The organism is Streptomyces sp. NBC_01707 (assembly GCF_041438805.1).
Lineage (GTDB): Bacteria > Actinomycetota > Actinomycetes > Streptomycetales > Streptomycetaceae > Streptomyces.
Genome location: NZ_CP109190.1, coordinates 40,413 through 53,495, shown reverse-complemented (window position 1 = coordinate 53,495; position 13,083 = coordinate 40,413). Strand labels below are relative to the sequence as shown.

The window sequence follows — 13,083 nt, the reverse complement described above, 5'->3', positions numbered from 1 at the left end:
TTTTCGGGTTGTCGTCGGGTAGTGACGGTTCATGATCCCTGCGGTATGCCGGTGGTATGCGTTATCCGGAGGGTGGGGGCCTGACTGCTGAGCGTCGGGCGTTTCGTGAGGGGATCCGGCTGAAGGCTGGCGAGCGGTTCGCGGCGGGTGAGAAGACCGCGGTGATCGCGAAGGATCTGCGGGTGAGTGTGCGGTCGGTGGAACGCTGGCGCCGTGCCTGGCGCGAGAGTGGCATGGAGGCCTTGCGTTCCGCAGGCCCGGCCAACTCTCCGACCGTTACCGATTCCCAGTTCGCCGTGCTCGAGGACGAACTCGGCAAGGGCCCGTCGGCGCACGGTTTCGAAGATGAACGTTGGACCCTGGCCCGGGTCCAGACGGTGATCCGCCGGCGTCTGCGAGTGAGTCTGTCGGTGGCGACCGTATGGCGGCTGCTGAAACGGCACGGCTGGTCTTGGCAGGCACCTGCCCGCAGAGCCCTCGAACGCGACGAGCGCGCCGTCGAGCTGTGGAAGAAGGAGGTGTGGCCGCGGGTAAAAGCCTCGCGGCGGCCCATGGTGGCTGGATCGTCTTCGAGGACGAGGCCGGGTTCTCCATGACGCCGCCCCGCGCCCGCACCTGGGGCCGGCGCGGACACACCCCCGTCATCCGGGTGAGAGGCAGATCCCGTCGCCGGACCTCGGTGGCAGCCTTGTGCTGCTACAAACCTGGCGAGAAAAGCCGTCTCGTCCATCGGCCCCGCAACCACCTCCTGCTCAAGGGCGCACGCAAGAGCTTCTCCTGGCAGGACTACCGCGATCTGCTGGTCCGCGCTCACATCCAGCTCGGCGGGCCGATCGTGGTGGTCTGGGACAACCTGAACACCCACCTGGCTGCTGGGCTGAAACGGTACGAGGCCGAAAACGACTGGCTCACCACCATCCGCCTCCCGCCCTATGCACCCGACCTGAACCCCGTCGAGGCCGTCTGGTCACTCGTGCGCAGAGCCACGGCCAACACCGCCTTCGACACACCCGACGACCTCGACCGCACACTTCGCCGCGAGTTACGCAGAATCCAGATCCGGCCCCACCTGATCGACGGCTGCCTCACCGCCACGGGCCTGGCTATCAACCCACCGACCTCACCCTGAAAACCTCAGTAATCGGTCAACAGTTTTGCTCCCATCCAGGCTGAGAGGTGTGCAGGCCCACTGCACACCGGTGGGCCTGCACTGCTGGCCCACCGGCGGCCGACGCTCGCATGTTGCTCCACCGACGCAGCACCTTGCCACACTCGATGAGTCGGTCATAGTGGGCGGGACGACGGGAGCTGTGAAGCCCGGTCGCGGTCACGGGCCGTTCGGTTCACCCCCACCCAGGCCGAGGAGTGGATCACCGACGGTGAGAGTCCTGAGCTCGCCCGCGCTACGCACCTTGAAGAACGCCGACTTCCTCACCGGCTTCACCGACGAGTTCACCTCGGTCGCCGCCTACGAGCGCATCGGCCGCGCGACCCTCCAGCGGCGCCTGCTGCTCGCGCTGTTCGCCCTGGGCACCAACATGGGCATCCGGGCGATCGTGGCGACCGGCGAGCACGACGAGACCGAAGCCGCCCTGCGGCACGTGCGCCGGCACTTCATCACCGTCGACAACCTCCGCGCCGCCGTCACCCGGCTCGTGAACGGCACCTTCGCGGCCCGGGATGCCGCCTGGTGGGGTCAGGGCACGGCGTGCGCGTCGGACTCGAAGAAGTTCGGGTCCTGGTCCAGCAACTTTATGACCGAGTACCACGCCCGCTACGGCGGCAACGGCGGCAACGGCGTGATGATCTACTGGCACGTCGAGAAGAAGAACGTCTGCATCTACTCCCAGCTGAAGTCCTGTTCGTCGTCCGAGGTCGCGGCGATGATCGAGGGGCTGCTGCGGCACTGCACGGACGCCGAGATCGAGGCCAACTACGTCGACACCCACGGCGCCTCGGTAGTCGGGTTCGCGTTCACCGAGCTGCTGAACTTCCGGCCGCTGCCGAGACTGAAGAACATCGGCAGCATCCGCCTGTACCGCCCTGACCCGGCCGATCCGCTGGGAGCTGATCGAGCAGCAGTACGACCAGATGGTCAAGTACGCGACCGCGCTCCGCCTGGGGACGGCGGAGGCGGAGCAGGTGCTGCCGCGCTTCACCCGCGGTGGACCCAAGCACCCCACCTACGCCGCCCTCGAAGAACTCGGCCGCGCAGTTCGTACAGTCTTCGCCTGCGACTACCTGGCCAGCCCCGGCCTGCGCCGCGAGATCCACGGCGGGCTCCAGGTCGTGGAGAACTGGAACAGCGCGAACACCGTGCTGCACTACGGCAAGGACGGCGCCCTGACCGGCCCGGACAAGGAGCACGCCGAGACATCGATGCTCGCCCTGCACCTCTCCAGTCCAGCCTCGTGCACGTCAACACCCTGCTGCTCCAGCAGGTCCTGGCCGAGCCGAAGTGGGCGAACAGGCTGAGCGTCGAGGACCGGCGCGGCCTGACCGCGCTGTTCTGGTCGAACATCAACCCGTACGGTACTTTCCGGCTCGACATGGACAGGCGGCTCGACCTCGCGCTGACCGCAGAGTTGCCCCGTCCCCGCACCCCGGTGCACCCCGCCCCGACCGTCGCAGAGGCCCGATGAACGCGTACCGAACTGCCGAGCTGCACCGCCCGGCTGCGGACTACGACCGGAGGTTCGACGGGCAGCCCGTCGTCCACTGCCCAGACTGCCACTGGGCCCAGGCCTTGGACAAGCGCCTGCACCAGGGGCCCTGGGCCCTGATCTACTGGCACAGAGACCACCCGGCCGACGCGGTCGACCACCTCGCAGAGCTGCCGGACCGCCTGGCCATCCCCTCGTACGTGCAGTGGGGGTGGCAGGCCCACTGGCTGGCCATCGAGGACACGCGGACCGAGGAAGGGTTCCTGCTGTTCGGTCGGGAGGACTTGGAGATCTTCCACTCGGTCTCGGCGCACGGCAGCCTGGACCAGGCGGTGGTCGCGAACACCCATCGGCGGTCGGTCTTCCCGTCCGCGGCCCGCGCCGAAATTGAAGCCGCCGCCTCCGACCTGTTCCGCACAGGGCTGCTCCGCCCGGCACGCGGTCTATAAAGAAGTCAAGAATGTTGGGGGTCCAGCCAAGATGAGCCCAAAAGCCGCCACGAGATGATCTTGAAAGTGTGAGCCCCCTCTGGTGCCTGCGGGCAGGGTCGATCGAGCAGTCTGCAGGGTCAGACATGCCCGGTAGGGTCCCCGCGATGGTGGATGCCGGTATCGGAGGAAGCATGGCGAGACGAATGCGTGACGAGGCGTTCCGGATAGAGCAGGAGCAGCGGCGCTACGCCCCACACGTACGTTCGATCAATGAGATGGTCGACGCCTTGCGCGACCATGACGGGCGTGGATGGATGCCGCACGTCGCCCCCTGGCATGGGGGAGTGGATGCGCGCGCCCTGTCGATCCTGCGGGACCCGGGCCCCAAGACGCAGGAGGGTGCCGGCTCGGGATTCCTGTGCGTGGAGAACGACGATCCGACAGCGGAGCTTCAGGTCCAGCTCTTCGAGGGGGCAGGGATCGCGCCGCGAGACGTCACTCCCTGGAACGCCTACCCCTGGTACATCAACCGCTCGCCGAAGGCGGCCGAGCTCCAGGCCGGCGTCGAGGTCCTCAAGCAGCTGCTGGCGCTGATGCCGAAAGTCGAGGTCGTGCTTCTCCAAGGCGGCGAAGCCCAGAACGCGTGGGACCGCCTGCTCAAGACGCACCCCGGAGTTGTCCGTGAACGGAGTCTGGAGGTGGTCAGTACGTACCACCCTGGACGACAGGCTCTCTTCGTGCGAGACCCAGAGGAACGCGCCCGCCGCGCACAGCACAGAATCGACTCCTGCCAAAGAGTCGGTGATGTGCTCCGCGGGGGGCCTGCTTCCAAGGTGAGCCCAGAAGCCGCCATGGGATGACCTTGGTTGGGCCGCTGCCCAGGCTTGCCACGGACGCGGTCGGCTGAACGCCGGTTGCTGCCGCCTGCCGCGGTAAATGCCGGATTTACTGCGGCAGACCCTCTAGCGTGATCATCGCGACCTGCGGCGGGCCCTCCGGCGGCCGCAGGCGAGGTGTACGCATTTACTGCGGCAGGACCGGAAGGGCGGGACGGGCGTGATAAGCGAACCGGTGACCGAACTCGGGAGCGGGGGCGCGCTGCGTGTGCCGCGCACCCGGGTGGTGCCGCTGTCTGCCCCGCCCTCGTCGTACACCGCGGCGGTCGAGCGGTACCTCACCGGCGCGGGCACCGCGAAGTCCTCCGCGCGGATCTACCGGATCTCGCTGACGACATGGGGGTGGATGCTCGCCGGCGAACCGGCGCCGACCGGGCCCGCCCGCCGCGGCGCGAAGCCGCCCGTCTTCCCCGTCGCCGCGATCGACGATCCCGCGCTGCCCGAGGTGCTGGCCGAGCTGGCGGCGGCTCGGGCGGACGAGATGGACGCCGACACCGTCAACCGGGAGCTGTCCATCGCGCGCAAGGCGATCGGCTGGTGGCAGCGCCAGGGCTGGATCAGCGGTGACCCGACGATCGGGATCGAGCGGCGGCCGGCGCCGCCGGACCGCACCAAGGCCCTGGCCGAGAACCAGATCGCCGCCCTGTGGCGCCTGGACGTCGCCCTGCGCAAGAAGACGTTCTGGAAGATGCTCTACGAGTCCGCGGCCCGCGCCGACGAGGTGCTGTGCCTGAACGTGGAAGACCTGTACGCGCAGGACAAGCACGGGAAGATCACCGCCAAGGGCGGGGCCACAGAGTGAATTCACTGGCAGTCCGGCACCGCCCAACTGCTGCCCGCCTCATCGCCCGCCGTACCCGCGGTCCCTTGTTCCTCACCGACCGCAAGGCCCCGGCCGGGACACCGACGCTCGACGTGTGCCCGGAGACCGGACGGGTCCGGCTCTCCTACCGCCGGGCCGAGGAGATCTTCGAGGAGAACACCCGACTGCTGGCCAACCCGCTGGCCTCGCCCGAGGACATCGAGGACCTGGACGGCTGGACCCTCCACCGGCTCAGGCGCAGCGCGTTGACACACGATGCGGAAAGCGGGACATCCACGCCGATGCTGTTGGCCCGCTCCCGGCACGCCTCCGTCCGCTCCCTGGAGCGGTACGCCCGTCCCGGCGTCGACGCGGTTGCGGCCCACGTCGCGGCGTCCGACCCGGCCGCCCGCCGACGGAGCTGAGCCCCTGGTCAGCGATATCCGTTGTTTTTGCGGCGGATGATACGGCGACTCCTTCAAGGTGAATGGTTGAATCTTGCATGATATCGATGATGGCATCGTATGTCCGTTTTGACCTGGTGACGTCGGCCACGGTCACCCGTGGTACCCGGTGCACCGTCTTCATTGCTGTTGCCGGCCCGTCACCGTCGGTGTCGGGCGGGCAAGGGGGCTCGTGTGTGTGCCGATAAGCGAGGCTCCAGGAATCCCGGAACGGTTTCAGGCCGCTCCGTCCAGGAACTGGGTGAGGTGGGTTTCGAGGTCCAGTGCCTGGGTTTCCCTGGCGGCGGGCACGAGCTGGTACGTGCGGTGCAGCCACCGCTCGATCGCCGGGAGCGAGGCCGTGAGGTGGGCGGACCCGTGCGGGGAGGACAGTAGGAGGTGCAGCAGCGCCTCGCGGCCGGACCCGTCGGGCCAGACCTGTACGTCCCCGTCCCCGCTGAGGGTCTGAGTCCCTGCGGCGAGAAGGTCGCGCGCGAAGACCCACGGGACTGGGCCATGGAGGCCGTCCTGGAAGAGGAGCTGAACGGCGAGCGGGTCCTGTGACCTGTAGAGCAGGTGGGTCGGCACGAGGATCCGCTCACCCAGAGGGGACGCGAGCTCCATGTCGAGCATGTGATCTACGCAGCTGCTCATGGTTCGGAGTGTGTTGGGACCGGGGGTGCCGGGCCCGGGCGGTAGAGCGGGTGCCCGGGCTCGGCGCGCGCCATGGTCCGTGCGTTCAGCGGAAGATGCCGTAGTCGAAGTCGTGCCCGTTGCCGATCACGACGACCCATATGCCGCGCTCCCACTGGTAGAAGCGGTGGTTGTCGAAGCGGTAACGGTGGCCGTGGTCGTTGCTGTACCAGTACCCGCCCTGCCGCTCCCAGCGGCGGTGACCATCCCAGCGCCAGTCGCCGCGGCGGTCGTCCCGGTCGCCCCAGCGGTGGCCGTCTCCGTCCCGGTCGCCCCAGCTGCCGCGGTGGTCGTTCCGGTCGCCACGGTGGTCGCCGTACGTCGATGCGCCCGGGGTGTGGGAGGCGACAGCGGCATGGCCGGCCGCAGGATTCGGAGCTGCCGAGGCGGCTCCGCCCGCTGCCAGCAGGGTGCCGGCTATGGCTGCGAAAGCGACGGCCGCGGTGGCGGCGCGACGCCCGAAGGTGTGATTCATGATCTTTCTCCTTGTTCGGTGCCGGAGCCCTGTGGGTGGGGCCCTGGCGGCGCCCCGGGGTGGTGGGGCAAGAGCGACGCTACTCCCAAGCAAGTTGAACGTTAAACGTTCCGCCTGTGACATATTTCATCACCTTCAGGACCTGGTTTTCCCGCTCCGCGGACGCGGCAGAGGCCGACATCGCCGCCGGCCCGCTGTACCGGCCGGGCGGCCTGGAGAGCCTCCAGCAGCTCCGCGACCGGGGAGTTTTCCGTTCGGAAAACCGCCTGCCTGACCATGCGCCAGCGATGACGCGAGAAACGGACGGCGCTGCGCTGGGCCCTTGAGAGCAAGTAAGGGTTTCCTGGCGCCTGTAGAGAGGGTGTGGTGGTGTCGCTTTTAGCCCCTGGCGTCGCTGCTTACGCGGGTAGCTTCCGATCATGGTGATTGGCCCGGAATCGGCACGGTCTGAGATGTCTCTGTCGCACCCGGAGATCACCTATATAGGGTGCGCTCGGTGCGGGACGCAGATCGCGGGTCTCGATGGCCGGTACGCGTGTGCGGGTTGCGGTTGGGTCAATGACTGGTCCGAAGGGCACAGTCCGCTTCCCGAGCTCGGGCGCCTAGTGGTCTGCTTGGACGTTTCCACCCCGTAGACCTCGGCGAGGTGAGCGGCGATCTCACCGTGTGTGAGGCCCTTGGCCGACAGCGAGAGCACCATCTCGTCCACCCCGGTCAGTCGCCGCTGCCGCTTCTTGACGATCTGCGGCTCGAATGTGCCGGCGGTGTCGCGCGGCACCCGGACCTCGACCGGGCCGACATCGGTCAGCACGGTCTTGGTCTTGGCCCGGGTGCCGTTGCGGCTATTGCCACTGTTCTTCCCTGCAGCGTTGTCGTAGCCGACGTGGTCGGTGATCTCGCCCTCCAGGGCGGACTCCAGCACCCGCTTCGTCAGCTGCTGCAACAACCCGCCCTCGCCGGTCAGTTGCAGGCCCTCCGGGCAGGCCCGATCCACAAGCATCGCGATCAACTGCTCGTCGCTTGTCCCGCTCGCCGACGGCGAGGTGGCCTGCTCGACGGACTCCATGGACTCAACGGCGGTGTCGGTCATCTGGCGTCTCTCTCTTGATCATCAGATCCGCCGTTAGTTTTACAATCCCGAACCGTTCCGGGGTTGATCGTAAATGCGGAGCGGTTGAGGCTTGGTCATTCCATTTCGGTGTCGAGGTCGAAGTCGAAGAAGTCTTCTTGGGGGTTGGGTTGCGTTGTGGGTAAGGGTGTGGCTGCCGGCTGGGTTTCCTGGGTGGTGAGGCCGGCCCAGAAGGCGAGAGTTTCTGCGTCCAACCCGGTGAGGCCTGGGGATTGGGTTTCGTTTGGGGGTTGTTCTGTGTGCGGGTTCTGGAGGCCGGTCAGGAATTCGCCGAGGTCGAATGGTGTGGGCGGAGTGTTTTCGTGGTGGAGGCTTGCTATGAATTCTTGAAGGTCGAATTGTGCGGTCGCGTGCTGCCAGGTGATGTCTTCTTCGCCGGGGGTGGGGGGTTGGTGGGCGAGTTGTGGTTGGGGGCGTGGTTCGAGGGCGAGGGGGGTGTAGTGGTTGCGGTGGAGGCGGGTGTGGAGGGTGTGGGTGGTAGGGGGTTGGAGTGTGCTGAGGTGGATGGGCCGGGCGGTGACGTTGTAGGCGCGGGTGCGGCTGTTGTGCTGTTGGACGATCCTGATGGTGATGTCGAAGTTGAGGACGCTGGCGGCGATGTTGGGGACGAAGTCGCCGCCGTTTCCTGCCCAGTCTCCGAGAGTGGTGACGGTGCGTAGGACATCGTCGTAACTGACGCGGTAGGTGGGCGTCTGCCATTGGTCGATCCATTGCCGCACGGCCTGTTCGTTGGTGTCCATCCAGCCTGCGAACCGGTGGCGCAGTGCCTGCACATGCTCCGGGCCGCCGGGCAGGTTCTGGGCGGCGAGGACGGTTTCGTAGAAGCAGTCCCCGTTCTCCGGGATCCAGCGGTACTGCGTGGTGGGTGGGGGGTCGGCCGATTCGTCGTCGAGGGCGCCGAGGATACGCGCGTCGTCCGGCGCGGCACCCAGCTCCCTACCGGTGGACGTGTTCCGCAGTCTGACTGTGCCGTCAGCCAGGTACGACACCTGCCACAACGACGGCCCCGGCTCCCCTGACAGCTGCAGAACCACATGCTGGGTGAAGACCCCACCACCCGACTCGGACTCCATGTCCACGTCCATGCCTGAGTCCCGACCGGATGATTCCGGCCCGGACTCCGACCCCGAATCAGGCTCGCGCACGACCCTGGCAGCATGCCCACCAGCACCAATGCGGTCACCGCGGGATGTGTACAAGGCATCCTGTTCCTCTCCCTTCCAATGGCTATCCGCGAGAGCCGGCTGATGTTTCGCAAGCAGGTTGTACTCCTGCGGCGGCAACTCCCTCCTTCTCCGGAAGTACCGCTGGCCGATTTCCACGCTCCGCGTCTCTCCATCACGGTCAAGAATGCCGTGCACAATCGTGCCGAATTTGACTATGCCGTCCGGGTTTCTTTTGAAAAACTCCGCGAGAGTAGCCGCGTAAATATACTCTTCCTGATCGAATTTCCTCACGAGGTTTATGTTAATTTTCCTGGGTCCGTCGTTGTTTTCGAAGCGATACCAGTTGGGGTGTTGGGATTTTTTTACCGCCTCCCACACGTCATCCGGAAGGCGTTTTCCATTATGCGAGAGATTTGTGATGTACCTTCCGACTGGCACGTATATCGTTTTGCCGTCCGGATCGGTGATATTCTGCCACGTCGATGCAAGAAGTTTCTCGTCTGGGTGTTTGTTCGCGAATGCTTTGACAGCTTCGTAAGTGTTGTTGAGTTTTCTTACCCATAGTCCTTGGGTTGCGGTCGGCGGGTTTCTCCGTTCCCTTTTCCAGGCCCGGTATTGCTGGTGAATGGCGTGGATCTGGAGGGGCGTGAGGGTAATAGATTGGATGGTAAGTCTTTGTCTCATCTGGGGTTTTTGCATTGTCTGGTTGACGTGGTCGAATATCTGCCCGAATGTGATGGCGTCGTCGTGGCCTGAAATCCAGGTGTACAAGTCGGTGATCTGCTGGCGGGTGAGGGCGGGGAGGATGTTGGGGTCGGGTGGGGTGTTGGGGTCCAGAGGTGCGCGGCGCAGGAATCCGGTTGCGGCGGGCTCGTCCCAGCGGCGGAGCGCGAGTTCGTGTCCGAGGGCGGTGACGGCGTTGAGGCTGGGGAAGGGGGGGAGGTACTGGTCGGCGTCGATGGGAGTGGGGGCGCGGCGCGTGTCGGCAGGGTTGGGGCCATGGTGCGTACCGATGTCTGGCTCTGGTGTCACCGGGAGGGGTTCGGCTTCCTGGCGTGGGAGATTGAGGGTGAAGCGTTGATGTGGAGTGCCGGGCCTGGAGTCGAAGAGCGAGTCGGCATCGGAGTTGCTGCTGGTGTGGCTGGGACTGGGGCTGGCAGGCCTTGCTGTTCGTGACGGTGTACTGCTGGAACTTGTGGCTTGAGGTTGGGCGGACTGCCGGGTGGTCGGTCCGGTGTCGGGTCGAGGCGGAGCGGGTTGTCCGGTATCGGCGTGCGAGGTGCGATGAATATCGGAACCCGGCAACAGATGCCGGCTGGGCTGGTCGAAGTCCATGGTCTGCTGGCCTGCGTCCGGGGAGTGATCTTCCCTGTTAGCCGCTGGAACCCGACGTCGGCCACTGGAAGAAGATGGACCTTCAGCCGGTTGGCGACGACCAGCACGGAGCGGCTTGTCTCGAGACCATCCGGACTCCTCTTCCAGACGAGAAGCAGTCGTTGCATCCATAAAGCTCTCACCGGTCCTGACGTGATCCAGATACCTGCGGAGATGACGATAGGGGCCTTTCAGCGGGATCTTGTCGAGGGATCCTCTGCCATGCTTTGTCCCGTAATCGGAAAGCTCCTCCCAATATGGAGATACGGGCACTTCAGTCCTCCATCCCTTTGCCTGCAAAAATTCATGAACTTTACGACCTATATGCAGCTCTCCATTGCTGAACTTCTTCAGATAGTGCCCGAGGGGGACGCTCTCGTCCCTGTAGCGAGCGGTTTCAAATTCAAACCTGATTTCTTCGACGTGATTTTCCGGGATATTGTGGAAATCCCGATGTTCATCGAGATACGCTTTGGCGGCTGCAAGGATGGCGGTTTCATTATGCACACGACCGCCCATTTCGAGGATCTGCGCAGCAAATTCGCCTGGCACGCGCCTCCCTTTTTTGATGTCATCCAATATTTTCCCGACCTTTGCAGGATTCCCGCGGACTTCAAGTTCCAGCTTCGAGTCCATGTCTTCGAGTGTTCTGCCGTCCCCTTCGCTGCACCAGGCACGGAGGACGGGCATGAGAGCAGCGAGTTTGTCGGTAGGAGTCGGTGCTCCTCCGGGGAGTCGGGCTCCGGTGAGTTCGGCGGTGACGTGGTGGGCGGTTTGGTGGAGGGGTCCCGTTTTGAGTGCGTCGTGCATACGGGTGTACGCGTCGGCGATTCTTCCGGGCAGTTGCTTCCGCACCTCTTCTCCCCGGGTGAGGGAGTGACCCCATTCATGGAGTTGGGCGATGACGAGGTCGCGGACCTCCCCAGCGGCCTTTGTGTCGTGCGCGGTGAGGTCATTCCACGTTCGGACACTGTGGTCACCGTCGCTGATGTCGGCCAGGGCGTTGGCCGTTGGGGAGCGGTGCGTGGTGCGGGGGCTCGTAGGGCCTGCCTTGTCCGTGGCGGTGGTCCTCGCGGGTGCGTCTGCCGGGCCGGTGCGTGTGCCCGAAGCCGGGGCGTTCTGGGACTGTGCTGATGTCTCCTCACTCGTCACCGCAGCCATTCGACCTGCATCGATTCGATCAGTACCAATTCGGCCGGTATCAGCAGTAGTACTTGCGCCCGCATCAGTGCTGCTGATGGCGTCCGGGGCGGCTTTTCCCTCGGTGGCGGCCGGCCTGTCGGGGGAACGGCTGTTGTCGGCACGGGTGGTGGCCGATGGACCGGTGCCTGTTTTCGTGGGTTCGGTGTCGAGGGTCGTTGGGCGTTTGGCGGCTGTGGCGAGTCCGGACTCTGTATTCACGCCTGTATCTGGGCCGGTGACGGTGATGCGGTGGGGGCTTGGTGCAATTCCGGGGCCACTGGCAGCGGTGCTGGTCGTCGTGGGCTGCGTGATTGCCCGAGTGGTAGGGGCTGGCGAAGGGGACGCGGCCCGGCCCGTATCCGCAGCAGCACCCGTGCCTGCACCGGCGGTGGTAGCCGTGGTGCTGGAGAGGTTGGTTGTGAAGTTGGCCAGGCCTGCCTTGGGACCATGCTCGGTGCCGGTGCCGGTGCCGGTGCCGGTGCCGGTGCTGGTGTTCGTGTTCGAGTTGGTGGCAGTGGCGCCGACTGCCTGGTGGGTGTGGGTGGTCAGGGCGGTCATGACCTGGAGGGTCTGAGGGCTTCCCGTCCACGCGGCTGTGTTGGTGTCGGTGGTTTTGCCGGTGCCCAGTCCTGCACCGGCATGTGCACCGGAACTGCCCTTCCCCGAACCCGACCCGGCACCGGTGCCTGCTCCTGTGTCGGTGCCTGTGTCGTTGGTGAGTTCTGTGGGTAGGAGTGCGGGGTTGTCCAGGAGGTGGCTGGTGGCTGCGGTGATGTTGTGGGTGTTGCGGATGAGGTTGGTGAGGGCGCCGTCGGGGTGGGCGTAGGCCTTGTGGTGGGTGCCGCCCTCGAAGGCGCCGATGGCGCCGGAGGTGAGGCCGGTGCCGAACTGGAGGGAGTCGCCGCCGTTAATCGGATACGTCAGCGCCGTGCCGACCACGCCGGAGACGGCGCCGAGGACCAGTTTGGTCCCCAGGTGTTTGGGCAGGTTCACGAACTTCGCCTGCACGGCGCCGAAGACCACACCCGCCGCGGCACCGTTGACCGCACCCCCGAGTGCCGCGCTTTTGGTGTTCTCCACGGAGAACGTGTCACGGGTGCCCATGGCCAGCTCGATGCCCTGCACAATCGCGTCCAGCGCCACACCCAGCGCTGCCCCGACCGCCGCACCCACCGCGGCGGAGACCGCCAGCTCCCGCAGCAGCATCGTGATCGAGATCTCGAACGTGGCCAGCAGATTCGGGATCGCCGCCGGCATCGTGAACCACCACCACGCGATCTGCGCCGCAGCGATCACCACCTGCGCCAGAATCATGTCCTTCGTATAACGGGTCTGCACACTCGAATCCCGCAACAACCCCGACAGATCCCGCGCCACCCCCGCAAGCTCGGGAACATACTGCTCCAACTGCCCCACCAGCGACCGGAACTCGTCCGCGATCCGGCCGCCCACCGTGTCCAGAACACCCGAACCCGCAGACCCCAACGCCCCGCCCAGAGCCTGGATCTGATGCCCGAACCCCGCCCAGTTCTTGCCCGCCTCGTCCAGACGCGTCTCCGACGCATCCGGCCACCGCTGCCCACCCACCAACGTGAACACCCAGCCCACCGCGGCAGGCACCACCACATCACCCACACCACACCCCCACCCCGACACACCCACATGCCCCACAACCAACACCGGACACAACAGCGTTCAGACCATCCACCGCCCCGGCCCCAACCCACCGCACACACACCCAGAACCCGAATGCCAGCCTGCCAGCACACCCCCACCACCCCCCTCCCACACTCCCCGCACCCGAGCCGCCCGGGCAACCAAACATGACC

The 13,083-nt window shown here is 65.9% G+C and carries 11 protein-coding genes and 2 pseudogenes; 9 read left to right on the top strand and 4 right to left on the bottom strand.

Annotation, left to right across the window (positions count from 1 at the left end; genetic code table 11):
• The first annotated feature begins 56 nt into the window (after positions 1 to 56).
• From OG963_RS00230 to OG963_RS00195, 8 genes and pseudogenes are all read left to right on the top strand, one after another.
• Positions 57 to 596 carry a winged helix-turn-helix domain-containing protein gene (locus tag OG963_RS00230; RefSeq protein ID WP_327419962.1) on the top strand — a complete coding sequence of 180 codons (540 nt, stop codon included), beginning with the start codon at positions 57 to 59 and terminating at the stop codon, positions 594 to 596.
• Positions 593 to 1,129 carry a transposase gene (locus tag OG963_RS00225; protein ID WP_327425749.1) on the top strand — a complete coding sequence of 179 codons (537 nt, stop codon included), beginning with the start codon at positions 593 to 595 and terminating at the stop codon, positions 1,127 to 1,129. The genes OG963_RS00230 and OG963_RS00225 overlap by 4 nt, the downstream gene beginning before the upstream one ends.
• Before the next feature lie 49 nt (positions 1,130 to 1,178).
• Positions 1,179 to 2,475, top strand: a pseudogene (locus OG963_RS00220) (Tn3 family transposase).
• Complete coding sequence (locus tag OG963_RS00215) at positions 2,412 to 2,642, top strand: Tn3 family transposase (RefSeq protein WP_371798139.1); 231 nt, start codon at positions 2,412 to 2,414, stop codon at positions 2,640 to 2,642. Before OG963_RS00220 ends, OG963_RS00215 begins: the two are co-directional and overlap by 64 nt.
• Positions 2,639 to 3,112 carry a hypothetical protein gene (locus OG963_RS00210; RefSeq protein WP_327425349.1) on the top strand — a complete coding sequence of 158 codons (474 nt, stop codon included), beginning with the start codon at positions 2,639 to 2,641 and terminating at the stop codon, positions 3,110 to 3,112. The genes OG963_RS00215 and OG963_RS00210 overlap by 4 nt, the downstream gene beginning before the upstream one ends.
• Positions 3,113 to 3,285: 173 nt before the next feature.
• Positions 3,286 to 3,954: a uracil-DNA glycosylase gene (locus OG963_RS00205; RefSeq protein ID WP_327425348.1), complete on the top strand. Its 669-nt coding sequence runs from the start codon at positions 3,286 to 3,288 to the stop codon at positions 3,952 to 3,954.
• A 211-nt stretch (positions 3,955 to 4,165) separates the two neighbouring features.
• A complete protein-coding gene (locus OG963_RS00200) occupies positions 4,166 to 4,792 on the top strand; it encodes a hypothetical protein (protein ID WP_327425347.1) in 627 nt (208 codons plus the stop codon).
• On the top strand, positions 4,789 to 5,217 hold the full coding sequence (locus OG963_RS00195) for a site-specific integrase (RefSeq protein WP_331740934.1): 429 nt from the start codon (positions 4,789 to 4,791) through the stop codon (positions 5,215 to 5,217). The genes OG963_RS00200 and OG963_RS00195 overlap by 4 nt, the downstream gene beginning before the upstream one ends.
• A gap of 255 nt (positions 5,218 to 5,472) precedes the next feature.
• Here OG963_RS00195 and OG963_RS00190 read toward each other — a convergent pair whose 3' ends face one another.
• Positions 5,473 to 5,889 (bottom strand): SsgA family sporulation/cell division regulator, encoded by a 417-nt coding sequence (locus OG963_RS00190; RefSeq protein WP_327425345.1) that lies wholly within the window; start codon positions 5,887 to 5,889, stop codon positions 5,473 to 5,475.
• An 85-nt stretch (positions 5,890 to 5,974) separates the two neighbouring features.
• The gene (locus OG963_RS00185; protein ID WP_030931185.1) at positions 5,975 to 6,403 is read right to left on the bottom strand and encodes a hypothetical protein; all 429 of its coding nucleotides are present in this window, start codon (positions 6,401 to 6,403) and stop codon (positions 5,975 to 5,977) included.
• Between the two features lie 116 nt (positions 6,404 to 6,519).
• On the opposite strand from OG963_RS00185, the gene OG963_RS00180 reads away from it, so the two are divergent.
• Positions 6,520 to 6,729, top strand: coding sequence for a hypothetical protein (locus OG963_RS00180; RefSeq protein ID WP_327425344.1), 210 nt, complete (start codon positions 6,520 to 6,522; stop codon positions 6,727 to 6,729).
• 272 nt (positions 6,730 to 7,001) lie between these two features.
• On the opposite strand, the pseudogene OG963_RS00175 reads toward OG963_RS00180, so the two are convergent.
• Together OG963_RS00175 and OG963_RS00170 are read right to left on the bottom strand one after the other, a co-directional pair.
• A pseudogene (locus tag OG963_RS00175) lies at positions 7,002 to 7,493 on the bottom strand (transposase); the annotation flags it as partial.
• Positions 7,494 to 7,588: 95 nt separating this feature from the next.
• Positions 7,589 to 12,889, bottom strand: coding sequence for a hypothetical protein (locus tag OG963_RS00170; protein WP_327425343.1), 5,301 nt, complete (start codon positions 12,887 to 12,889; stop codon positions 7,589 to 7,591).
• Positions 12,890 to 13,083 lie beyond the last annotated feature (194 nt).